This is a genomic window from Pseudomonas sp. o96-267 (assembly GCF_003935465.1).
Classification (GTDB): Bacteria; Pseudomonadota; Gammaproteobacteria; order Pseudomonadales; family Pseudomonadaceae; genus Aquipseudomonas; species Aquipseudomonas sediminis.
Genome location: NZ_RHQP01000002.1, coordinates 22215 through 45061, shown reverse-complemented (window position 1 = coordinate 45061; position 22847 = coordinate 22215). Strand labels below are relative to the sequence as shown.

At 64.0% G+C, this 22847-nt stretch carries 22 protein-coding genes and 1 riboswitch; of the genes, 11 read left to right on the top strand and 11 right to left on the bottom strand.

Going from position 1 to position 22847, the window contains the following annotated elements:
- Positions 1 to 217 precede the first annotated feature (217 nt).
- Positions 218 to 1459 (bottom strand): Mks condensin complex protein MksB, encoded by a 1242-nt coding sequence (gene mksB / locus EGJ86_RS01650; RefSeq protein WP_125833719.1) that lies wholly within the window; start codon positions 1457 to 1459, stop codon positions 218 to 220.
- Between the two features lie 305 nt (positions 1460 to 1764).
- Between mksB and EGJ86_RS01645 the strand changes: the two genes are divergently transcribed.
- The gene (locus tag EGJ86_RS01645) at positions 1765 to 2862 is read left to right on the top strand and encodes a carboxynorspermidine decarboxylase (protein ID WP_072426134.1); all 1098 of its coding nucleotides are present in this window, start codon (positions 1765 to 1767) and stop codon (positions 2860 to 2862) included.
- Positions 2863 to 2995: 133 nt separating this feature from the next.
- Positions 2996 to 4240 (top strand): saccharopine dehydrogenase family protein, encoded by a 1245-nt coding sequence (locus tag EGJ86_RS01640; RefSeq protein WP_125833718.1) that lies wholly within the window; start codon positions 2996 to 2998, stop codon positions 4238 to 4240.
- A gap of 61 nt (positions 4241 to 4301) precedes the next feature.
- On the opposite strand, the gene EGJ86_RS01635 is transcribed toward EGJ86_RS01640, so the two are convergent.
- Genes EGJ86_RS01635 through EGJ86_RS01625 form a run of 3 tightly spaced genes read right to left on the bottom strand, consistent with a single transcriptional unit; the run spans position 4302 to position 7283 of the window.
- Complete coding sequence (locus EGJ86_RS01635; protein ID WP_125833717.1) at positions 4302 to 5564, bottom strand: CitMHS family transporter; 1263 nt, start codon at positions 5562 to 5564, stop codon at positions 4302 to 4304.
- A 49-nt stretch (positions 5565 to 5613) separates the two neighbouring features.
- Positions 5614 to 5934 carry a hypothetical protein gene (locus tag EGJ86_RS01630; protein ID WP_099526632.1) on the bottom strand — a complete coding sequence of 107 codons (321 nt, stop codon included), beginning with the start codon at positions 5932 to 5934 and terminating at the stop codon, positions 5614 to 5616.
- Positions 5934 to 7283: an acyclic terpene utilization AtuA family protein gene (locus EGJ86_RS01625; RefSeq protein WP_125833716.1), complete on the bottom strand. Its 1350-nt coding sequence runs from the start codon at positions 7281 to 7283 to the stop codon at positions 5934 to 5936. The genes EGJ86_RS01630 and EGJ86_RS01625 overlap by 1 nt, the downstream gene beginning before the upstream one ends.
- A 110-nt stretch (positions 7284 to 7393) precedes the next feature.
- Between EGJ86_RS01625 and EGJ86_RS01620 the strand changes: the two genes are divergently transcribed.
- The 3 genes from EGJ86_RS01620 to rimI are packed head-to-tail and all read left to right on the top strand — an operon-like array spanning position 7394 to position 9625.
- Positions 7394 to 8332 carry a LysR family transcriptional regulator gene (locus EGJ86_RS01620; protein ID WP_125833715.1) on the top strand — a complete coding sequence of 313 codons (939 nt, stop codon included), beginning with the start codon at positions 7394 to 7396 and terminating at the stop codon, positions 8330 to 8332.
- Positions 8329 to 9141: an energy transducer TonB gene (locus EGJ86_RS01615; RefSeq protein WP_371919671.1), complete on the top strand. Its 813-nt coding sequence runs from the start codon at positions 8329 to 8331 to the stop codon at positions 9139 to 9141. Before EGJ86_RS01620 ends, EGJ86_RS01615 begins: the two co-directional genes overlap by 4 nt.
- 31 nt (positions 9142 to 9172) lie before the next feature.
- Entirely contained in the window at positions 9173 to 9625 is a 453-nt protein-coding gene (gene rimI, locus EGJ86_RS01610) for a ribosomal protein S18-alanine N-acetyltransferase (protein ID WP_021488733.1), read from the top strand.
- 101 nt (positions 9626 to 9726) lie between these two features.
- Here the strand turns inward: rimI and EGJ86_RS01605 are convergent, their stop codons facing one another.
- From EGJ86_RS01605 to hmpA, 3 genes are read right to left on the bottom strand one after another with little or no spacing between them, the layout of a single operon-like run.
- Positions 9727 to 10902 (bottom strand): NnrS family protein, encoded by a 1176-nt coding sequence (locus tag EGJ86_RS01605; RefSeq protein ID WP_125833714.1) that lies wholly within the window; start codon positions 10900 to 10902, stop codon positions 9727 to 9729.
- Positions 10889 to 11140 (bottom strand): transmembrane sensor/regulator PpyR, encoded by a 252-nt coding sequence (locus EGJ86_RS01600; RefSeq protein ID WP_106734548.1) that lies wholly within the window; start codon positions 11138 to 11140, stop codon positions 10889 to 10891. The genes EGJ86_RS01605 and EGJ86_RS01600 overlap by 14 nt, the downstream gene beginning before the upstream one ends.
- An 18-nt stretch (positions 11141 to 11158) precedes the next feature.
- The gene (gene hmpA, locus EGJ86_RS01595) at positions 11159 to 12340 is read right to left on the bottom strand and encodes an NO-inducible flavohemoprotein (RefSeq protein ID WP_125833713.1); all 1182 of its coding nucleotides are present in this window, start codon (positions 12338 to 12340) and stop codon (positions 11159 to 11161) included.
- A 192-nt stretch (positions 12341 to 12532) separates the two neighbouring features.
- Here hmpA and norR point away from each other — a divergent pair, with 192 nt between their 5' ends.
- Entirely contained in the window at positions 12533 to 14083 is a 1551-nt protein-coding gene (gene norR / locus EGJ86_RS01590; protein ID WP_106734550.1) for a nitric oxide reductase transcriptional regulator NorR, read from the top strand.
- A gap of 65 nt (positions 14084 to 14148) precedes the next feature.
- Here norR and EGJ86_RS01585 read toward each other — a convergent pair whose 3' ends face one another.
- From EGJ86_RS01585 to EGJ86_RS01575, 3 genes are read right to left on the bottom strand one after another with little or no spacing between them, the layout of a single operon-like run.
- Positions 14149 to 15078, bottom strand: coding sequence for a class I SAM-dependent methyltransferase (locus EGJ86_RS01585; RefSeq protein ID WP_125833712.1), 930 nt, complete (start codon positions 15076 to 15078; stop codon positions 14149 to 14151).
- The gene (locus EGJ86_RS01580; RefSeq protein WP_125833711.1) at positions 15071 to 15409 is read right to left on the bottom strand and encodes an FKBP-type peptidyl-prolyl cis-trans isomerase; all 339 of its coding nucleotides are present in this window, start codon (positions 15407 to 15409) and stop codon (positions 15071 to 15073) included. Before EGJ86_RS01580 ends, EGJ86_RS01585 begins: the two co-directional genes overlap by 8 nt.
- Before the next feature lies 1 nt (position 15410).
- On the bottom strand, positions 15411 to 15839 hold the full coding sequence (locus tag EGJ86_RS01575; RefSeq protein WP_177432738.1) for a group II truncated hemoglobin: 429 nt from the start codon (positions 15837 to 15839) through the stop codon (positions 15411 to 15413).
- 149 nt (positions 15840 to 15988) lie between these two features.
- On the opposite strand from EGJ86_RS01575, the gene EGJ86_RS01570 reads away from it, so the two are divergent.
- The 5 genes from EGJ86_RS01570 (at position 15989) to EGJ86_RS01550 (ending at position 21637) form a co-directional block, all read left to right on the top strand.
- Positions 15989 to 18352 carry a DNA polymerase II gene (locus EGJ86_RS01570; protein WP_177432736.1) on the top strand — a complete coding sequence of 788 codons (2364 nt, stop codon included), beginning with the start codon at positions 15989 to 15991 and terminating at the stop codon, positions 18350 to 18352.
- Between the two features lie 198 nt (positions 18353 to 18550).
- Positions 18551 to 19537 carry a TerC family protein gene (locus tag EGJ86_RS01565; protein ID WP_125833708.1) on the top strand — a complete coding sequence of 329 codons (987 nt, stop codon included), beginning with the start codon at positions 18551 to 18553 and terminating at the stop codon, positions 19535 to 19537.
- A 63-nt stretch (positions 19538 to 19600) separates the two neighbouring features.
- The gene (locus tag EGJ86_RS01560; protein WP_099526619.1) at positions 19601 to 19903 is read left to right on the top strand and encodes a hypothetical protein; all 303 of its coding nucleotides are present in this window, start codon (positions 19601 to 19603) and stop codon (positions 19901 to 19903) included.
- 77 nt (positions 19904 to 19980) lie between these two features.
- Positions 19981 to 20152, top strand: a riboswitch (yybP-ykoY riboswitch).
- A gap of 6 nt (positions 20153 to 20158) precedes the next feature.
- On the top strand, positions 20159 to 20728 hold the full coding sequence (gene mntP, locus EGJ86_RS01555; protein WP_125833707.1) for a manganese efflux pump MntP: 570 nt from the start codon (positions 20159 to 20161) through the stop codon (positions 20726 to 20728).
- Positions 20729 to 20731: 3 nt separating this feature from the next.
- Positions 20732 to 21637, top strand: a complete 906-nt coding sequence (locus tag EGJ86_RS01550; protein ID WP_125833706.1) for a hypothetical protein — start codon at positions 20732 to 20734, stop codon at positions 21635 to 21637.
- Between the two features lie 15 nt (positions 21638 to 21652).
- Here the strand turns inward: EGJ86_RS01550 and EGJ86_RS01545 are convergent, their stop codons facing one another.
- Positions 21653 to 22804 (bottom strand): FAD-binding oxidoreductase, encoded by a 1152-nt coding sequence (locus EGJ86_RS01545; protein WP_256672265.1) that lies wholly within the window; start codon positions 22802 to 22804, stop codon positions 21653 to 21655.
- Between the last annotated feature and the right edge of the window lie 43 nt (positions 22805 to 22847).

Below are 22847 nucleotides of genomic sequence, written 5' to 3'. Positions count from 1 at the left end.
CTGCGGGCCCGCTGGGGGCCCCCTGGTGGTTTTTTTTTTTTTATCCGTTTCCTAAACCCAACAACCCTCACTTATGGGGGCGCCCCCCCCCCCGGCCCCCGCCCCCCCCCGCCCCCCCCCCCCCGCGCCCGCTCCTACAGGCTCGATCAAGGCAATCAACAAGGTGGAGCAAAGAAGGCGTTGGCTGCGCGCTCCGGTCGTCCACCCTAGGTAAAAATCAGGCACTGGGGCGGCCCACCAACGCATAGGAGCTGATGCTGATTTCGTGCTCGCGGGTCAGGTAGGTCTGACGTTCCAGGCGGTCGCGCTGGAAGCGGCCCTCGCGCGACAGACGCGAGAACCAGTAGAGCAACTCGTCGGTGGCGCCTTCCGGCTCCTGCTCCAGCAGCCAGGTCATCAGATCCGGCAGTGGCAGCGATTGCTCGCAGCGCTCGATCATTTCCCGCGCGGTTTTCGGCGCCTTGGGCGCGCCGCCCTTGCGGCTGCTGCTGGCCTTTGGGAAATGCGCCGGCTTGGCTTCGAAGCGCGCCAGGGCGTAGACGTAGGCCTCGACCTGGCTGGCCGAACCGAGGAAGTTGCTTTGCGGCCGGGTGAACAGCGGCATGGCGGCCTGCGGCACGGCGTCGATGCCCTTCTTGCGGATCACCGACAGTGCCAGGGCGGCACCGCGGGTCACTGCGTTGTGCCGGCGCGCTTCTTCGCGCAGTGGCAGGAGCAGTTCGCGGGCCTTGCGCAGGGTTAACTGGGCAGTGGTCTGCATTTCCAGGATGCGCGCGTGGGTACGCAGCAGCAGGTCGTCGTCGACCAACTGGCCGAGGCGCTGTTGATCGCCGAGCAGGCGCAGCAGCACCTGTTCAACGCGGCGCACGCCCTGCTCGAAGGCGCCGTCGGCGGCGACCAGCTGGATCATCGGCTCGACGTATTCGTCCCAGGTGGCCAGCACCTCGGCGTAACGCTGGCGCAGGGGAATCTGCCGGTCGCTGGTCTTGGCCCGGTCGGCCACGCTGACCAGCGCTTGTTCATCGTTGGCCAACTTCTTCAGTACGTCGCGCACGCGCATGTCGAGCAGGCGCAACTGACGCGCCAGGTCGTGGGCGTCGCGCACCTCGAAGGCGTCCTGGATGTAGCCGGCCAGGCGCTCCAGGTGGCGCAGGTAGGCTTCGATCTCCAGGCACAGGCCGAGGCGGTGCTCGCGGCGCAGGTAGGCGAGAAAATCATGGATCTGCGCGTTGAGCTCGAAACGGTTGGGGCTCTTCGCCACTGGCACGAGGATGTCCAGGCGAATCCAGGTGTCGAGCAAGGCAGTGGTGTCGCTGGGCGTGGCATCGGGCAACTGCGTGGCGAGCTGGCCGCGCAGTTCGACCAGGCTCAGGGTGCCCGCGTCGAAACGTTCGCAGAGCGGTTCGAGCAACGTCCAGTGTTCGGCGAGGGCGCGCAAAACGCGCTTGGGATCGATCATCGAGGCGCCGGTTCCAGGCAAGTGAAAAAGGAGCAATTGTACTGCAAGGTGGATGCCCGGTTTGAGTCCGAATCGATCAGAGGCAGGTGTTGCGATACAGAGCAAGGCGATCGCGCAGCGTCATCGGCCTGTAACCCCAGGTTCTTAGCCTGTCAGCTCGAACAGGCCCAATATTGGTCATGGCCTGTTGTACAAAAAATCCCCAATGCCCTTTCGATATTCGCCGGTTATCGGCACAATTCGCGTCCACTTTTTTCAGGGTGCCTTTTATGGTGCCCATTGGCCGACCTTGCTGGGGCGACGAGATGATCCAGACGCCGTACTACCTCATCGACAAACAGAAGCTTCTGGTCAACCTGGAGAAGATCGCCTACGTGCGCGAGAACTCCGGTGCCAAGGCGCTGCTGGCGCTGAAATGCTTCGCCACCTGGTCGGTGTTCGACCTGATGCAGCAGTACATGGACGGCACCACGTCGTCGTCGCTGTATGAGCTGAAGCTGGGCCGGCAGAAATTCGCTGGCGAAACCCACGCCTACAGCGTGGCCTGGGCCGACGACGAGATCGAAGAGATGGTCGCCAACTGCGACAAGATCATCTTCAACTCCATCGGCCAGCTCGAACGTTTCGCCGAGCGTACCGAGGGCACCATCCGCGGCCTGCGCGTCAACCCGCAGGTGAGCAGCTCGGATTACCTGCTGGCCGACCCGGCGCGTCCGTTCAGCCGCCTGGGCGAATGGGACCCAGCCAAGATCGAGCAGGTCATGGGGCAGATTTCCGGCTTCATGTTCCACAACAACTGCGAGAACGGCAGCTTCGAGCTGTTCGACAAGATGCTCACCACCATCGAAGAGCGTTTCGGCCACCTGATCGCTCAGGTCGAGTGGGTCAGTCTCGGTGGCGGCATCCACTTCACCGGCGAGGGTTATCCGATCGATGCCTTCTGCGCGCGCCTTAAAGCCTTCTCCGAAAAATACGGCGTGCAGGTGTATCTGGAGCCGGGCGAAGCGGCGATTACCCTGAGCGCCTCGCTGGAAGTGACCGTGCTCGACACCCTGTACAACGGCAAGCATCTGGCGGTGGTCGACAGCTCCATCGAAGCGCACATGCTCGATCTGCTGATCTATCGCCTCAACGCCAAGATGGCGCCGAACGATGGCGAACATACCTACATGGTCTGCGGCAAGAGCTGCCTGGCCGGGGATATCTTCGGCGAATACCAGTTCGACAAGCCGCTGCAGATCGGTGATCGCCTGTCGTTCATCGACGCGGCCGGTTACACCATGGTCAAGAAGAACTGGTTCAACGGTCTGAAGATGCCTTCCATCGTGGTGAAACAACTCGACGGTAGTGTCGAGGTGGCCCGCCAGTTTGGCTTCGACGACTACCTGTCCAGTCTGTCGTGATCTTGTCGTAGGGTGGATGACGCTTTTCCCATCCACCATGGCGCAGGTGTTCGGTGGACGGATGAAGCGTCGTCCACCCTACGATTTCCAACGTAATCATTGTCCAAAACGCAGTCCCCTGGAGGTGAAACAATTGAAGAAGAATGTTCTGATCATTGGTGCAGGAGGTGTTGCCAAGGTGGTGGCCCATAAGTGCGCGCAACACAATGACGAGTTAGGTCGCATTGCAATTGCGTCGCGCAACATCTCCAAATGCCAGGCCATCATCGACAGCGTGCAGGCAAAGGGCGGTCTCAAGCAGCCCGGCGAGATCAAGGCCTATGCGCTTAACGCTCTGGACGTGGAAGCGACCAAGGCACTGATCCGCGAAACCGAGTCGCAGATCGTCATCAACGTCGGCTCGGCGTTCCTCAACATGTCCGTGCTGCGCGCCTGTATCGACACCGGCGTCGCCTATCTGGACACTGCCATCCACGAAGATCCGAGCAAGATCTGTGAAACCCCGCCGTGGTACGGCAACTACGAGTGGAAGCACCTGGCCGAATGCCAGGACAAGGGCGTGACCGCGATCCTCGGCGTCGGCTTCGACCCGGGCGTAGTCAACTCCTACGCCGCTCTGGCGCAACAACAGTACTTCGACAAGATCGAGTCGATCGACATCCTCGACGTCAACGCCGGTTCGCACGGCAAGTACTTCGCCACCAATTTCGACCCGGAAATCAATTTCCGCGAATTCACCGGCACGGTCTACAGCTGGCAGAACAGCCAGTGGACACCCAACAGCATGTTCGAGGTCAAGCGCACCGACGACCTGCCCGTGGTGGGCGTACAGAACCTGTACCTGACCGGCCATGACGAGGTGCACTCGCTGTCCAAGCACCTCGATGTACCGAACGTACGCTTCTGGATGAGCTTCGGCGACCACTACATCAACGTGTTCACCGTGCTGAAGAACCTTGGTCTGCTCTCCGAGCAGCCGGTCAAGACCGCCGAAGGCCTTGAGGTGGTACCGCTCAAGGTGGTCAAGGCCGTGCTGCCCGATCCCGCCTCGCTGGCGCCGGGTTACACCGGCAAGACCTGCATCGGCGATCTGGTCAAGGGCACCAAGGATGGCCAGCCGCGCGAGCTGTTCATCTACAACGTGGCTGATCACGAAGACGCCTTCGCCGAGACCGACAGCCAGGGCATCTCCTACACCGCCGGCGTACCGCCGGTCGCCGCTGCGCTGCTGGTCGCGCGTGGTGAGTGGGATGCCAAGCGTATGGTCAACGTCGAGGAGCTGCCGGCCGAGCCGTTCCTCACGCTGCTGGACGTAATGGGCCTGCCGACGCGCATCAAGGATGAGCACGGCGACCGTCCGTGGAATCAGCCCGCCTGATTCGCCCTGCAGAATGAAAAAAGGATCGCCTCGGCGATCCTTTTTTCGTTTCGGAGCAGTCTCAGATTGTCACCACACCAAACAGCACGGCCGCTGCCAGCATCACCAGGCTGATACCCCAAGCCCACAGCACGGTATAGCGGATGTGCTTGTACAGCTCGACGCCGGCCAGGCCGATGGCTAGGTAAACGCTCGGCACTACCGGGCTGATGCCGAAGCCGGTGTTCTCACCTATCAGCATGGCGCTGGCTACGGCTTGGGCGTCGACACCCGCAGCCACGGCGACATCGCGAATCACCGGCAGCAGGGCGAAGTAGTAGGCGTCCGGCGAGAACAGCATGCCCAGCGGCACGCCGAAGGCGCCGATGATCACGTGCAGCCAGTTGGCCGAGCCTTCGGGCAGCACGTTGATCATCCAGTGCGCCATGCCATCGGACATGCCTGCGCCGGATAGCACGCCGAGCAGGATGCCGGCCGCGAGCATTACCAAGGCCATCTGCATGGCATCGCTGGCGTGGCGCAATACGGCCTGGTTCTGCTCCGCCAGGCTCGGGTAGTTGAGCACCAGGGCGACGCCGAGGCCGACCATGAAGCAGGCGAACAGCGGAAAGGCACCAGTGAACAGGCAGGCAAGAATGATCAGGGTCAGCGCCAGGTTGGCCCAGTAGCGCCAGCTCATTGGACTCAGCTGACGGCTGTCGTCGCCAGATTCATCCGCATGCGCGGTTTCGTGACCGGCGATCACGCCATGGCCCTGGAAGCTGCGCTGGGCACGCAGGCCAAGGAACACCGCCAGCGCCATGACCAGTGCCAGGCCGACTGCCTGCACGGGAATCAGGGAGATCCACAACTGCGAGGCGTCGATGCCGGTCACCGCCGAGGCGCGCGCCGTGGTGCCGCCCCAGGGCACCATGTTCATCACCCCGGCGCTGAGCACCACCAGGCACAGGAGCATTTCGCGCTTCATGCCCAGGCGCAGGTAGAGCGGCAGCAGAGCCGGAATCACCAGCAGAAAGGTCGCGGCACCTATGCCGTCCAGATGGGTCACCGCCGTTACCGCGACAGTGACTACCGCTACCGCCAGCGGCTTGCCGCCGGTGCTGCGCAGCAGGAAGTTGACTAGCGGTGCGAACAGACCGCGCTCGCGCATGACGCCGAAGTAGAGGATGGCGAAGATGAACAGCGTGGCTGTTGGAGCCACTGCTTTCAGCCCCTCGGTGATGAACTTGCCGATTTCGCTCAGGCCGAAACCGGCGAGGGCGCTGGCGATCACCGGCAGGGTGACGATGAGAAACATCAGGCCGAAGCCCAGGGCGGTGATCATATCGATCTCTCCGGTGTTGTTATTGTTGGAGACAGGGTGAAATGCCGGCTCAGTCTGGAGGCGGCAGCCTCAGGCCGAGCAGGGCGTAGCTGAGGCTCTTGCCGTGCCGGTCCAGTCCGGGGCTGGCGTTGACGCCGCCTTCCAAGGCGTTTTCCACCACGAAGTTGAGGCCGCCCAGGTTCGGCAGCTCGTAGCGTTTCACCGTGCCAATGGCGCGGTGGTTCAGGCAGGCGGCCACCCGTTCGCAGGTCAGCTCATTGGCCAGCCAGGCATAGTGCTCGTCAGAGAAGGCGAACACCGCCACGCTCAGGGTGTTGCCCTTGTCGCCAGCGCGGGCGTGGGCGTAGTCGCACAGCAGTACATCGGTCATCAGAACCACTCCAGCTGTTGCCGCACCGCGGTGCGTTCGATGAGGAAACTGGCGGTGCCGAGGGATTCGCCGATATGCCGGCGTACACCGCCACCGCCGGCGGGGCCGTTGGTGTAGAGCGATTCGGCATCGAGCAGCAGGCGCTCCAGCAGGGCTTTGTCACGATTCAGAAAGCTGATGCGCAGGCGTACATCCTGGCAATCGGCCGCCTGTGCCAGGTGCCGCTGCAGCCACTGACCGCCAGCGTCGTTGAACAGGCTGGCAACGCCGATCACATCGATCCAAGGCGTGAGCTGCGGCGCCAGCTTGGCGCAGCGTTGCAGCAGGATGTCGCGCGCCAGCGCTGCCCGAGCCACGGCGCCGGGGCCTGCGTAGGAAATCTCCGCTTCGGCGAACCACTTGCCGCGCAGGCCGACCAGGCCTTTGAGGTGTGTCGGCTGCGGCTTGCCGCGCACGCCCTCGACCGCCACCTGATTGGTTGCGACCTGCCGAACATGAGCCTGGCTCAGGTCCATGACCACGTCCGGTGTCAGGTAGCTGGCTGGGTCGTGGACCTCGTAGAGCAGTTGTTCCTTGACCGTGCGTTCGGTGACGCAACCTCCGGTGCCGGCCGCTTTGCTGATGATGATCTGTCCCTCGGCCGATACGCTGGCGATGGGACAGCCGACATTGGCCAGGTCCGGTACGTCCTTCAGGCCGGGGTGAGCGAAGTAGCCGCCGCTGACCTGGGTGCAGCATTCGAGCAGGTGGCCGACTGCCGTGGCCTGGGCGATGCGGTCCCAGTCATCGGCCTGCCAGCCGAATGCATGGCGCAGCGGTCCGACCGCCAAGCTGGGGGCGGCGACACGGCCGCAGAGAACGATGTCGGCGCCCTGATCCAGCGCCTGGACGATGCCATCGGCACCGCTGTAGACATTGACCGAGACCACCTCACCCTCGAGTTGCGCGGGCAGCCACTGCTGCAGATCGATGTCGCTGTCGAGCAGGTCGTCACCCAGTACACAGGCGATGCGTGCCGAAGCGTGTCGCGTGCCCTGCAACTGCTGACGCAGACGTGTGGCGGCGGCGGTGGGGTTGGCAGCGCCGCCGTTGGTGACGATGGCGATGCCAGTGTCCAGGCAGGTCTCCAGCACCGGTTCGAGAAAGTCGAACAGACGCAGGGCGTAGCCGCTCTGGGCATCGTTGAGGCGGCGTAGTTGGGCTTCGGCCAGGGTGCGCTCGGCCAGCAGTTCGAAGAACAGGAAGCGTCGGCCGTCGCGACCAGCGAGGTCGTTGGCCAGCGCCAGCGCGGCATCGGGGCGATCATTGGCGAAGCCCGCGCCGCACCCGATATGGACTGTTGTGGTCATTGTCGATCCATTTCACGGTCAGGTATGCAGCAAGGGTGATGCCTATGGATTTAGTTGTGAATTCGAAATGTGATATGAATTGATAAGATAATTTTATAAGTTGCCGAACCATGGACATCAGCTTTCGCCAGCTTCAGGCCTTCGTCCTGATTGCCGAACACCGCAGTTTCAGTCGCGCCGCCGAGCGGGTTCACCTGTCGCAACCGGCGCTTAGCTACAGCCTACGCAAACTCGAAGATGCCCTCGGCTTGTCGCTGCTGGCGCGCAACACGCGCAGCGTGGAGCTGACCGCCGCCGGCCTGCGTTTTCTCGAGCAGGCTCGCCGTCTGCTGCGTGACATGGACAACGCGGTGCACGACGCGCATGAGCAACTGCATCTGGAGAGTGGCTCGCTGCGCATCGCCGTGTTGCCGTCAGTGGCCATCGAGCCCCTGCCACCGGTGTTGCAGGAATACCGGCGACGCTATCCCGGTATCGACATCAGCCTGCACGACGGCCGCGCCGGGGAAATCCGTCAGTGGGTGAGTGCGGCCGAGGTGGATTTCGCCATCACCTCGACGGCCGACGACCTCGGCGCGCTGGATTTCCAGCCGCTCTACGACGACAGCCTGGTGCTGCTTGTGCGCGGTCAAGAGCGCCTGCGCGGCAAGGCGTTACTCGCAGCGCTACGTGAGCAGGACTACATCGCCACCACCCGCGACACCAGTCTGCGTGGCATGGCCGATGAAACCCTGCAGCGTATGGGATTGCTGCGTGATCCTGCCTGGGAAGTGGCTTACATGAGCAGCGCCGCCGCGCTGGCGCGTGCAGGATTGGGCTTCGCCCTGCTGCCGGCCAGCGTCGCCGATACCTTCAACAGCGACGGTAGCCTCGCTGTGCACGTGCTCAGTCAAGCGCCAGCGCGCAGCATCGGCCTGCTGCAGCGCAAACCTTGTTACCTGAGCCCGCCGGCGCAAGTCTTCATTGCCTTATTGCGGCAACAGGTGGGCGACGCTCAGGGACTATCCGCGTCCCTCGATTCACGCGACAATCGCTCCCCTATCGAATGACTGCACTGGATACTTCTGGTTTGAATGCCGAGCTGCGCCGTCGCGCCTACCTCGATGCCATGCAGGTAGCCACCTGGCTGCCGCGTACCGAGCTGCCCTTTGCCGCGCCATCGCGTGCCGAGTTGCTGGCGCCGCCGCCTGCCGAAGCGCCGCTGGCTATCGTGAGCGAACCGCTGGCTGCGGTTACCGAGCCGGTACGCGAGACGCCGGTAGAGCGGCCGAAGATCGAAATTCCGCGACCGGGCGCACAGCCCCGCCAGGCGGCTGTCGAGCCGGTGGTGGAACCGGAGCAGGTCGAGGAAAAGCCGGCTCGTGTCAGCGTCCCGCCGCCGCGTTTTTCCCTGCAGTTGCTGCGGGCCGGCGATTGTGCCTTGCTGGTGGAACTGCCCACCGGGCAGCCTTTCCAGAGTCGCGACCCGGCCTACATCCTGCTCAAGGACCTGCTGCGCGCCGCCGGCCTGCCGGACAGCCCGCAACTGCTCGGCGAGCCGGTGCGCTGGCCGCTGTTGGTGCGTGGCCAGATGGATCAGGGTCCGGAGGCGGCGCTGGAATTCGTGCAGAGTTTCGTTGCCGCCCGCCTTGAAGAGCAGCCCAGCGCCTGCCTGTGGCTGGTCGGCTTGCCGGCCATTCGTTTTGCCGGCGAAGGCGATGAGCACAGTTACAACCGCGAACTGCAGGTCGAAGGCCTTGGCGCCTGCTGGGCCGTGCCGGGCCTGGAGCTGCTGATGGAAGAGCCAATGCGCAAGCGTGAGCTGTGGCAGGCCATGCGGCGCACGCGTCAGCGCTGGCTGGCGTCTGCACATTCTTGAGAACCCTGTCTTTGCGCCCGAGTGACGCCCAATGAGCGATGCGATTTCCTTCCGCCCGATGACCGAGGCGGATCTCGATGCCGTGCTGAAGATCGAATACGCCGCCTTCAGTCATCCGTGGACGCGCGGCATCTTCACCGACAGCCTCAAGTCCTATAACTGCTGGCTTATGTTCGAAGGTAATCAGCAGGTCGGTCACGGCGTGATCAATCTGATCCTCGACGAAGCGCACCTGCTCAATATCACCGTCAAGCCGGAAAGCCAGGGCCGTGGTCTTGGCTTGCGCCTGCTCGAACATCTGATGAAAGAGGCTTACGAGTTGGGTGGACGTGAATGCTTCCTTGAAGTGCGCGCCAGCAACCAGAGTGCCTATCGCCTGTACGAGCGCTTTGGCTTCAATGAAGTCGGTCGGCGTCGCGATTACTACCCGGCTGTTGGCGGCCGCGAAGACGCGCTGGTGATGGCCTGCACGCTGGTTGATTGAGGTCTGGCTGCATTGGGCTTAGAACCGTTCGCGGTAGCAATCGGCTGACTGTTCGCTTGCGCTCCTGAGTCCTCCCTACGGTGTTGGCACTGCCAGTCCAGTCACCCTGGATGTCCGTCGACCCGTGCCCGATACAGCATCGGCGCGTAGTGCCAGGCGAACAGGGCGAAGGCTACGGCCCAGCAGAGCGCCGCCAGCCATAACCCACTGCTGCCTGCCGAGACCCGAATCAGCGCGCCTAGATTGAGTAAGCCGAAAGCCCACGACATCGCCCGGGGCGGTTGCAATGCGCGGCCGGTGTGGCCGAGGCTGACCCGCGCCATCATCGCCAGGATCAGCCCACCCATCGCACCCACCGCCAGGGCGTGGTCGGCCAGGCTGGGTTGCGTCAACCAGCCTAGGTGCCACGCAGCCATGCCGAGCGTCGCGAGTAGAAGCCAGGCGTAGCCTAGGTGGAGCGACCACAGCAGCGGCACGCCCCAGATGCAGCGCAGATGCCAGCGCCAAAGACGCAGGCCGTGCAGCACGCTCAGCACGATGAACGGCACGGCCAGCCAGGAGCGGGCCAGCAGGTTATGCCCGCTGGCGAACAGGGCGGCGACCAGCACGCCGCAGACCAGCAGCAAACGATCCTGCCGGGGATGGGCGGCGAAGGCCTCGACCCGACCCAGGCCGCGCTGGGTGAAGAAGGGAATCACCCGGCCACCGATCAGGCTCAGCATGACTGCAATCAGCCACAGTGCGGCCAGTGCGCCACGGCGTTGCAGGCTATCGTCGCCGTGTACCAGGCCGGCGAGCGTGACGGACTGACACAGCGCGAGCAGGCTCAGCACCAGCAGGATCGGGTAGTTGTTGCGTTGCCGGGCGGTGATCAGCTGGCGTGCCATCTGAGCAATGAACAGGCCGATAAAGGCCAGTTGCAGTGCGATCAGCAGTGCCAGTGGCACGGGGAAGAACCACACCAGGCGCGCGGCCAACCACAGCCCGAACAGTGCGACCAGAAGGCGGCCGCTGAGGCCCGGACTCCCAGTCCAGGTCTGCACGGCAGTGAGCAGGAAGCCGGCGATGATCGCCAGGCCGAAACCAAAGGGCATTTCGTGGCGATGCCAGGCCAGCATGCCACCCGGCACCGCCGGGTTGGTCAGCCCGTGCAGCGCCGCCGCCCAGAGGGCGATGGCGAGCACGGCGAACAGGGCTCCGGCGACAAAGAACGGGCGAAAGCCCAGGCGCCAGAAGGGCGCGATGGCCAGTGCCCGCTTGCGATCAAGCAATTGCATGTGCGCATGCCTCGTCTTTCAGGCGTTGCTGCGCGACCAGGCGCAGCACATAACCGATCTTCAAGATGCTGGGACCGAGTAGTGTCAGGCTGTGCGCCAGCACCAGCGTCGGCATGTTCAGGTGCTTCTCCAGGCCATAGGCTGCCACCAGCCCCACCAGCAGCAGGATCAGGCCGGCCCAGAGCAACTGGCTGGACAAGTGCAGAATCTGCAGCGGTGGAAGATTCAGTGGGTACATGGTTCACCTCCTCATCGTTCAGCTATCCAGAGCCGAGGCCGGGCCGAAGAACTCATAGCGGCTCTGCTCGGCCGGTACGCCCAGTGCCTGCAGGTGGCGCTTGACCTGCGCCATGAAGGGGTTCGGGCCGAGGAAGTAGGCGTCCAGATCGCGCTCGGCCGGCAGCCATTGCTCCAGCAGATCGCGGCTGAGAAAACCCTCGGCGTCGGCCCGGTCACCCGCGCGCGGCTCGCTGTAGCACACGTAGTGGCGAATCTGCGGATGCTCGGCGGCATGGGCATCGACCCAGTCGCGGAAGGCATGCACCTCGGCATTGCGTGCGCAGTGGATGAAATGGATGGGCCGGCCGCTGTGCCGCGCCGCGTCGAGCATGGCCAGTGCCGGGGTGATGCCGACGCCGGCGCTGATCAGGGCCAGCGGCTTGTCCGACTCGCTCAGGGTGAACTCGCCAGCGGGCGGGAACAGGTCCAGCACATCGCCGACCTGAACCTCGTCATGCAGATGGTTGGACACACGGCCGCCAGGCTCGCGCTTGACGCTGATGCGGTATTCACGGCCGTTGGCCAGGGACGACAGTGAGTAGTTGCGGCGTACCTCTTCGCCGTCCAGCAGCAGGCGCATGCCGATGTACTGGCCCGGCTGGTAGTCGAGCAGGGCACCACCATCGACAGGTAGCAGATGGAAGGAGGTGATCTCGGCGCTTTCGACGACCTTGCGTGCTACGCGGAAGGCCCGCGCGCCACGCCAGCCGCCAGGCGCGCTGGCGTTGTCCTGATAGAGCTGCTCCTCGGCACCGATAAAGATATCGGCCAGTTGCTGGTAGGCCACGGCCCAGGCATCGATCACCGCATCGGTGGCGATCTCGGCACCCAGCACCTCTCGAATCGCGCGTAGCAGACAACTGCCGACGATGGGGTAGTGCTCGGGGAGGATCTGCAGGGCGACGTGCTTGTTCACCACCTGGCGTACCAGCGGGCCGAGGGCTTCGAGTCGGTCGATATGGCGCGCGTACATCAATACGCCGTTAGCCAGGGCGCGCGGCGGATCGCCGCTGGCCTGGTGCGCCTGGTTGAACAGCGGGCGCACCTCGGGGTACTCACTGAGCATCATCCGGTAGAAATGGGTGGTGAGCGCTTCGCCGCCGCTTTCCAGCAGTGGCACGGTGGCTTTGATCAGGTCACGTTGAGCGTTGGTCAGCATTAGGGTATCTCCGCAAGGCAAATAAAGACGCCGGTGTGGCTCGTCTGGCCGGTTGTGGCGTGCTAGCGTTAGCGGTAGATACCTATCAGTAAGCGTGCCAGGTAAATAATCCTTAAATATCAGTGGCTTGCTTTTATTGTTGTTTTAATGACTCGCTCTGTTTACGGGTCATAAAGACTTTGAGTAGTCGAAATGACCGCTAATCCTCTGCTGGAAACTCTTATTCCCTTGGTCGCCGATCTGTCTCGCGAGCTGGACGATGGCGAGCGTTATCGCCGACTGCTCGCGGCCTTGCGCCAGTTATTCCCTTGCGATGCCGTGGCGCTGCTGCGGCTCGACGGAGAAATTCTGGTGCCCCTGGCGGTTGAGGGGTTGAGCGCCGATACCCTGGGACGACGTTTCAAGGTCAGCGAGCATCCGCGTCTGGCTGCGTTGCTGGAGCACGCCGGGCCGACCCGTTTCGCTGCTGATTGCGGCCTGCCTGACCCCTACGATGGACTGGTAGAGGGGCTGCATGGCCACCTGGAAGTGCACGATTGCCTCGGTTGCCCGCTGTACCTGGACGAGCAGCTCTGGGGTTTGCTGACCCTGGACTCGCTCGATCCAGCCAGCTTCGGGCGGCTCGATCTGGACAGCCTCGACGCCTTTGCTAGCTTGGCTGCGGCCACGGTCAAGGTCAGCCAGCGGATCAGCGGCCTGGCGCAGCGGGTCGAGGCCGAGCGCCAGCTCACCGAACTGTACAAGCAGGCGCGTCAGCAGCCGCGCGAGCTGGTGGGGCAGAGCGCGGCGCTGCGCAAGCTGCAGGACGAAATCCGCCTGGTCGGCGACAGCCCGCTGACCGTACTGATCACCGGTGAAACCGGTGTCGGCAAGGAACTGGTGGCCGAAGCCATCCACGCCGCCTCGCCGCGTGCGCAGCGGCCGCTGGTCAGCATCAACTGCGCGGCGTTGCCCGATGCATTGGTAGAGAGTGAACTGTTCGGCCATGTACGCGGCGCCTTCTCTGGCGCGATGAGCGAGCGCAGCGGCAAGTTCGAGCTGGCCGATGGTGGCAGCCTGTTCCTCGACGAAGTAGGTGAGCTGCCGCTGGCGATTCAGGCCAAGCTGTTGCGCGTGCTGCAGAGCGGCCAGTTGCAACGGGTTGGCTCGGATCGCGAGCACCGCGTCGATGTGCGAGTGATCGCCGCCACCAACCGCGATCTGGCGGCCGAAGTGCGTGCCGGACGGTTTCGCGCCGATCTCTATCACCGCCTGAGCGTCTACCCGTTGCCGGTGCCGCCGCTGCGGGAGCGCGGCCGCGATGTGCTGTTGCTGGCCGGCTACTTCCTCGAAGAGAACCGCGCCCGGCTCGGGCTGCGCAGCCTGCGCCTGAGTGCCGAGGCGCAGAAGGCGCTGCTGGGCCACGACTGGCCAGGCAACGTGCGCGAGCTGGAGCACCTGATCGGCCGCGCGGCGATCAAGGCGCTGGCGCGCCATGGCGAGCGACCGCGCATTCTCAGCCTGGATATGCAGGATCTGGACTTGCCGAGCAGTGAGGCGAGCGCAGCCGTCGAGGCCGTGTTGGCGTCCGGCGAGCCGGTGCCGGAAGGCGTGGAACTGCGCACGGCGGTGGATGCCTTTCAGCGTCAGTTGATCGAACAGTGCCTGGCGCGGCATCAGGGCAAATGGGCCGACGCGGCGCGTGAGCTGGGTGTGGATCGGGCCAACCTGAGCCGTTTGGCCAGGCGCCTGGGCATTCGCTAGCCAGATTGTAGGAGGGGCTTTAGCCGCGATCTATTCATGTCGCGGCTAAAGCCCCTCCCACAGGTTTATCCCTGCTGAAACACCAGCGCCTTCAGGCCGCTCTCGGGCGAGATATCGGGGAACTCTGGCGGGTTGTCCAGGCGCTCGATAAAGCGCAGTTGCGGCGCTTCGGCGGCCATGCCGTCGATGATGAAATCTGGACCGATATCCGGGTCGTTGACGCAGGCCAGCACGGTGCCGTGCTCGGTCAGCAGCTCAGGCATGCGCCGGAGAATCTTGGCGTAGTCCTGGGTGAGGGCGAAGCTGCCTTTCTGAAAACTTGGCGGGTCGATGATCACCAGATCGTACGGTCCGCTCTTGCGCACCTTGCCCCAGGACTTGAACAGCTCGTGACCGAGAAACTCCACTCGGGAGAGGTCGTGCCCGTTCAGGCGGTGGTTGTCGCGCCCGCGCGACAGGGCCGCACGGGCCATATCCAGATTGACCACATGCGCGGCATCGCCAGCGATGGCCGCGATGGAGAAGCCGCAGGTGTAGGCGAACAGGTTGAGCACGCGCTTGCCGGCGGCCTGCTCGCGCACCCACTGGCGGCCCAGGCGCATATCGAGAAACAGCCCGCTGTTCTGCTTGCTGCCCAGGTCGAGCAGGTAGTGCAGGCCGTCCTCGATGATCGGCCATTGCGCCTGCGGCTCGCCGGCCAGCCATTCACTCTCGCTGCCCAGCACGTAGCGGTGTTGCAGCAACAGGCCGCGTGCGCCGCTGGCCTGCCATTGCGGCGTTGCTAGCAGCTCCATGAGCAGCGGTCGCAGTGCCGGCGACGGCTCGCGAAACAGCATCACCAGCACAACGCCGGACAGCCAGTCGACGGTGATCTGCTCCAGCCCCGGCCAGCAGCGACCACGGCCATGGAACAGGCGACGGGTCTCGCTGCCGGGGTGGTTGTCCAGCGCCTGTAGCAGGTGCTCGCGCAGGGTGGCGAGGGCGGTATCAGTCATCGCGGGTCAGCACTTCCAGCAGCTCGATTTCGAAGGTCAGGTCGGAGTTGGGCGGAATCGCGCCCATGCTGCGCTCGCCATAACCCAGATGCGCCGGCACCTGCAGCTTGCGTTTGCCGCCGACCTGCATGCCCATCAGGCCCTGATCCCAGCCCTTGATTACCCGGCCAGTGCCGATCACGCACTGGAACGGTTTGCCGCGTGACCAGGACGAGTCGAACTCGCTGCCATCGGTCAGCCAGCCGCGATATTGAGTTGTGATCAGGGCGCCCTTGACCACGGCCTTGCCGTCGCCCAATTGCAGGTCTTCGATGATCAGTTGGTCAGTCATGTCAGGTTTCCTTGCGGTGACGGTTTTGGCTGGCTTGCACCGAGCGTTCGGCGGGCACGCGCAGTTGAACCAGCAGGTAGTCGGCGAACGCCGGGTCATAGTTCTGCAGGGCGATGGCGCCGGCCATGCAGCTCAGCCAGCTTTCCGCCAGCGCCTGGTCGATTGGCCACTGCGCATGGAAGGCGGGGATGCTGATGCTGCCGTATTTTTCGGCGAACAGGCGCGGCCCGCCCAGCCAGCCACTGAGAAAGCACGCCAGCTTGTCGCGTGAGGCGCTCAGGTCGGCTGGGTGCAGGGCGCGCAGGGCGGCGGCTTCGGGGCGTTCGTCCATCAGCCGGTAGAAGTCGCCGACCAGACGGCGCAGGCCGGCGATGCCACCGGCAGCCTGGTAGGAGGCATCGCCGGTGCCGTAGGGAGGTGTGTCGCTCATCGCGTTGTTCCGCGGAAAAGGCGCCATTGTAACCGCTGGCGTAGAATGCTCGGCCAGTTTGGTTCGAGGTAATGGGCAACTGCAGAGGCTGTTTTCTCCCCTCTCCCATTCATGGGAGAGGGGGCAGATCGTGCTTGCCTGAAAAGATGATGACGCAACCCCAGCAAGGCTTCGTGCTCAGCCGCCATTGGCGCGACACGCCGGAGGGCACCGAGGTGGCCTTCTGGCTGGCGACCGATGCCGGCCCGCGCCAGGTGCGCCTGCCGTGCCAGGACGTGGTGGCGTTCATCCCGGCCGAGCAGCGTGCCTGGGCCGAGCCGTTGCTGCGTAATGAGAAGGGCGTCGAGCTGCGCGAGTTGGCCTTGTGCGACTTCAAGCGCCGCCCGGTGCTGGGCCTGTATTGCCGCCAGTACCGCCAGTTGCTGCAGTTGGAGAAGAAGCTGCGTCAGGTCGGCGTGGATGTGTACGAGGCCGATATTCGCCCGCCGGATCGTTACCTGATGGAGCGCTTCATCACCGCCAGCGTGCTGTTCGATGGCATCGAGCAGCCGGACGGCAGCCTGTTGTGCAAGTCGCTCAAACCCGCCGTCGATTACCGCCCGACGCTGCGCCTGGTATCGCTGGATATCGAGACCAGTGCCCGTGGCGAGCTGTATTCCATTGCCCTGGAAGGCTGCGGTCAGCGCCAGGTGTATATGCTCGGTCCGGCCAATGGCGACGCCAGCATCGTCGACTTCGACCTGGAGTACTGCGACAGCCGCAAGGTGCTGCTCGAACGCCTGAATGAATGGCTGCAGCGGCACGATCCGGACGCCATCATCGGCTGGAACCTGGTGCAGTTCGACCTGCGCGTGCTGCGCGATCACGCCGAGCAACTCAAGGTGCCTCTGCTGCTGGGGCGTGGCGGCGACGTGATGGGCTGGCGCCAGCACAACAGCAGCCAGCACTACTTCGCCGAGGCGGCCGGGCGGCTGATCATCGACGGCATCGAGGCGCTGCGTTCGGCGACCTGGAGTTTTTCCTCGTTCAGCCTGGAATCGGTGGCGCAGACCCTGCTCGGCGAGGGCAAGGCCATCGACACGCCCTATGCGCGGATGGATGAGATCCAGCGCATGTACGACGAGGACAAGCCGGCGCTGGCGCTCTACAACCTCAAGGACTGCGAGCTGGTCACGCGCATCTTCGCCCACACCGATCTGCTCGCCTTCCTGCTGGAGCGCTCCAGTGTCACCGGCCTGGCGGCCGACCGCAGCGGCGGCTCGGTGGCGGCCTTCACCCACCTCTACCTGCCGCCCATGCACCGCCTGGGCTTTGTCGCGCCTAATCTTGGCGACATTCGTGGCGAGAACAGCCCCGGCGGCTTCGTCATGGATTCGCGCCCCGGTCTCTACGATTCGGTGCTGGTGCTGGACTACAAGAGCCTGTATCCGTCGATCATCCGCAGCTTTTTGATCGACCCGCTGGGGCTGGTCGAAGGCCTGCATCAGCCGGATGACGAACACTCAGTGGAAGGCTTTCGCGGCGCGCGCTTCTCGCGTACCCAGCATTGCCTGCCGGCCATCGTCGAGCGCGTCTGGCAGGGCCGTGAGGCGGCCAAACGCGAGGGCAATGCGGCCTTGTCGCAGGCGTTGAAGATCATCATGAACGCCTTCTACGGCGTGCTTGGCTCCAGTGGCTGCCGCTTCTTCGACCCGCGCCTGGCTTCGTCGATCACCCTGCGCGGGCACCAGATCATGAAGCGCACCCGTGAGCTGATCGAAGCCGAGGGGCATGCGGTGATCTACGGCGACACCGACTCCACTTTCGTCTGGCTCGGTAGCGCGCACGACGAGGAAGAGGCGACACGCATCGGCCGAGCACTGGTAGCCCGCGTGAACGCCTGGTGGCGTGAGCATCTGCAACACGAATACGGCCTGACCAGCGCGCTGGAGTTGCAGTACGAAACCCACTATCGACGCTTTCTCATGCCCACTATCCGTGGTACTGAAGAGGGCAGCAAGAAGCGCTACGCCGGCCTGGTATGTGCCGCCGATGGCAGCGAGCGCATGGTATTCAAGGGGCTGGAAACGGTGCGTACCGACTGGTCGCCGCTGGCCCAGCGCTTTCAGCAGGAGCTGTACCGCCTGGTGTTCGCCGGCCAGCCTTATGAGGACTACGTGCGCGATTACGTCAAACGCACCCTGGCCGGTGAACTGGACGAGCTGCTGGTGTATCGCAAGCGCCTGCGCCGACGCCTCGATGACTACCAGCGCAACGTGCCGCCCCATGTGCGCGCCGCGCGCCTGGCCGACGAGCACAACCAGCGCCTGGGCCGACCCCTGCAGTATCAGCGCGGCGGCTGGATCAGCTACCTGATCACCACTGGCGGGCCGCAACCGCTGGAGCGCCTGCTGTCGCCGGTGGACTACGAGCACTACATCAGCCGCCAGCTGAAGCCGGTGGCCGATGCCATCCTGCCGTTCGTCGGCGGCGAGTTCGAACGCCTGGTGGACGGGCAGCTCGGGCTGTTCTGAAATTCGCTGGCGGCCGCTCTGGTCAGGCCATCCGTGCCGAGAGACGGGCTAACTGCCTTGAAATACCTTGTAAAATTCGCCCCGTTGAGCGGCGCTCGCGGCCTGAATATATTTGCGCCCGTGATGCCGGGCCCCTCTGGCGGTTAACACCGCGATGTCGGAATCACAGTCTGTTCAATCTGACTGTAGGAGGGGCTCATGACTGCCCTAGAACCGTTCCTCTTCGCCGACTTCCTCGGCACGGCCACTTGGTTGTGGCTGGTCTTCATCGCTGTCGTCATCTCCCTGCTGGCCTTCGACCTTGGCGTGCTGCATCGCGATAACCGCGAGATCGGCGTGCGCGAGAGTCTGTTGCTGTCGGCTGGCTACATCACTGCGGGTCTGCTGTTCGGTGTCTGGGTGTTCTTCCAGAAGGGCGGCGACGCCAGCATGGATTACCTCACCGGCTTTCTGATCGAGAAATCGCTGTCGATGGACAACGTGTTTCTCATGGCCATGATCTTCAGCTTCCTCGCCATTCCGCGGCTGTACCAACACAAGGTGCTGTTCTGGGGAATCATGGGCGTGCTGGTGCTGCGGGCGATCATGATCGGCCTCGGCGCCGCACTGATCCACGAGTTCGCCTGGATCCTCTACGTGTTTGGCGCCTTCCTGTTCTTCACCGGTATCAAGATGCTGTTTTCCAAGCTCGACGATGCGCCGGACTTGCAGAACAACGTGCTGGTCAAGTTCCTGCGCAAGCATCTGCGCGTCACCGATGAGCTGCATGGCCAACGCTTCTTCGTGCGCCAGGACGATGGCAAGGGACGTAGCGTGCTGTGGGTGACGCCGCTGTTCCTGGCGCTGATCATGATCGAGTGTGCCGACCTGGTGTTCGCCATTGATAGTGTGCCGGCGATCTTCGCCATCACTCAGGATCCGTTCATCGTCTACACCTCGAACATCTTCGCCATCCTCGGCCTGCGCGCCCTGTACTTCGCCCTGGCGGCGCTGATCCACCGCTTCGCCTACCTGAAGTACGCATTGGCTCTGGTGCTGGTGTTCATCGGCGCGAAGATCTTCTTGGTCGGCATCATCGGCAAGATTCCGGCCGTGGTGTCGCTGAGCGTGACCCTGGGCCTGCTGATCGGCGGAGTGCTGCTGTCGCTGTACAAGACCCGCGGCCAGCCGCCCGCCAAGATCTGACGGATAAGCTTTTGCCTGGCTACGCCCCGTGTGTGGCCGGGCGTTCGACACTGGAGAAACCTGATGCAAAACCCTTGGAAACACCGCTTGGCGCCTGCCGCACTTGGTCTGGCACTGATCGCCCTCGCGGGCTGCGACGCCGCCGAGCAGTCCGCGCAGAAGCTTGCCGAAGAGGCGAAGAAGGAAGCGCAGGCGCTGATCAGTGACTCTGTTGGCGAGGTGGTGGATGAGGTCAACCGCCAGGTGGACTCCCTGCAGGAGTCCACCAACCGAGCACTTGGCAAGGACGACAAGGAGAAAGAGCAGGGCGCCGAGACGCCGCAGGTGGAGCCCGAGAAACCGCTCGAGCAGGGCGTCGAAACCTGATGCCTGGTCGGTGGCGCAGGCTACCGCTGAGCAGTTGCTGGGCGCCGCCACTTCCGCCCCGGCGTGCTTGGGTTTATCCTGCGCGCCTCTTTGGGGAGTAGCCTGCCGTCGCGCTAGCGTCGGCGCGTTGGTCAACATTCTCGGCAACCTGCCGTGGCCAACGCATCCGCTGGGATTGGTGAGACCAACGACAGTCCTGTGCCAGGTCGGGCGCGCAGTGGCTTGTCGTTGACTCAGGCCCGGCTGGAGTTTCCCTTGAATCCTCTCTCGCTGCTTCTTCTGTCTTTCGCCATGTCGACGGATGCCTTCGCGGCTGCCATCGGCAAGGGCTCGGGCCTGCACAAGCCACGCTTTGCCGAAGCCCTGCGTGCCGGCTTGATCTTCGGCACCATCGAAGCCATCACGCCGATCATCGGCTGGCTGATCGGCCAGGCGGCCAGCCGTTTCGTCCTCGAATGGGATCACTGGATCGCCTTCGTGCTGCTGGTCGGGCTCGGCGTGCACATGATTCATGCGGGCCTCAGTGCCGATGACGACGCGCCTGAAGACAAGCCCTCGCGCCATTCCTTCTGGGTGCTGGCCGTCACTGCCGTGGCCACCAGCATCGACGCCCTGGCCGTTGGCGTGAGCCTGGCCTTCGTCGAGGTGAACATTCTGGTCGCAGCACTTTGTATCGGTCTGGCCACCACCCTGATGGTGACATTGGGCATGTTGCTCGGTCGTATGCTGGGCCAACTGGTCGGCAAGCGTGCCGAGATCGTCGGCGGCGTGGTGCTGATGCTGGTTGGCGCGACGATTCTCTACGAACACTTTGCGAGTCTGTGAAACATGAACATGTCCCTGCGTTTGCTGAAAAGCGCACTTCTGGCGGCTGCCGCGCTGGTCGCCGCCGCCCTGATGTTTTTCGCCTGGCAGTACTTCTTTCCGGTGCAGGCCGCCAGCGGCTGGTCGTACCGCGTTGCCTACGACGACGTGCAGAAGGCGGCCGGGCTGGCGCGAGCAGCGGATGGCGGGATTCTGGTCAGCCAGGAACTGCAGGATGGCCGCGGCAGCATCCTGTTGATGCAGCCCGACGGTGACCGCGAAGTGGTGGTCGAAGGCCTGTCCAAACCCGATGGCCTGCTCAGCGCCCGTGGTGGTCTGGTGTTCAGTCAGGAGTCGGGCGACAAGCCGGTCAGCTTCCTGCAGGGCAAGCGTGTTTCCGAGCTGTTCGCGGGCGATCAGGTGCAGGGGCTGTGGGATGACGGTCACTACCTGTATGCCATCGAGGATCGCAAGGGCAACGGTCGGCTATGGCGCTATCGCTGGGACGACCAGCAGCTCAGCGTGGTGCGTGACAACCTCTCGGAGACCGAGTCGATCACCCGCTGCACCGACGGCCGCATGCTCTACAGCGAAAAGGAAAGCGGTGTGATTCGCGAGCTGCGCGAGGACGGCCGCGACCCGGTAGTGATCGACGGGCTGCGTAATCCGACGTTCATGCTCTGCGACGAGCAGGGCCTGTGGATCAGCGAAGACTCGACTCATCGCGCCCGTCTGCTGCTGGTCGATGCCCAAGGCGAACAGACCACCGTGTTGTCGTTCCTCAAGGCGCCGCAAGCGATCCTGCCCTTGGACGATGGTCGTTATCTGATCGCCGAAGGTGGGCGTGATCGAGTGCTGGAATTGAGCGTGGTGAGATCGGCAGGCGGCCTCAAAGAAACCGAGATTGCCAGCGACCGGCAGGGCGGTTGAGGCCCGGCTGACGGCTTAACCGAGCAGACGTCTAGGGCTGAGCAGAGCCGCATTCAGGCCTGCTTCTGCAAGGCGCGGCGGCAGCGGCTGCCGGCGAATCAAGGCAGCGCAGGCTTGGCCCATGGCGGCGCTGGTCTGGATGCCATAGCCGCCTTGCGCTGCCACCCAGAAGAAGTCGTCGGCCTGGGTGTCGAAACCGCCGACCAGATCGCCATCGACGACGAAGCTGCGCAGGCCGGCCCAGATATGCGCCGGACGACGAATCTGCAGCGTGGTGTGGGTTTCGATCTGATGGATGCCCAAGGCGATGTCCAGCTCTTCAGGCTGCACGTCATGCGGCGCCACCGGGTCGGCATTGGCTGGCGAACCGAGTAAGAGACCGGCATCGGGCTTGAAGTAGAACGATTCGTCCAGGCTCACCAGTGCCGGCCAGTGCTGGCAGTCGATGCCTGCCGGGCCGTTGAAGGTGAAGGCAGCGCGCCGCTTGGGCTGTAACCCGATGCCGGGGAGGCCGGCCAGGCGCGCGATCTCATCGCACCAGGCACCGGCGGCATTGATCAATACGCTCGCGCGATAGCTCTGCCCGGCGCAATCCACCTGCCAGCCGTCGGCGAGGCGGCTGATGCTGATGACCTCGCGCTGGCAATGAATCTCCCCGCCCTGTTGGCGGATGCCGCGCAGATATCCTTGGTGTAGCGCTGCGGTGTCGATATCGGCGGCGCTGGGGTCGAGCAGTGCGCCATGCACCAGCTCACGGCGCAACACCGGAACCAGCGCGCAGGCCTCGTCAGCGCTGAGCAGGCGAGCCTCTGCAACATGCTCACGGGCCTGCTCGTACTGGCGCTGCAGCTCGGCTGCGTCACCGCTGAAATCCACCACCAGCTCGCCACGTGGCATGAGCAAGGGATGCTCGGCGAAGCCGCCTGGCGGGGCATCGTAGAAGACGCGGCTGGCGGCGGTCAGCGCGCGGACCTGCGGCGTGCCATAGGCCACTGTGTAGAGCGCGGCTGAACGGCCAGTGGAGTGGTAGCCGGGCTGCGCCTCGCGTTCGAGCAGCAGCGTCTTGCCATGGCTGGCGAGAAAGTAGCCGGTTGAAGCCGCCCGAAAAGCGGCGCCGCAGGGTAAGGGGTCGACGAATTGGTGGACGCCAGGAAAAAACGAGGCCAAAAAAAAAAGCATAAGATTGCGGACTGACCGTTAGTTCTGATGA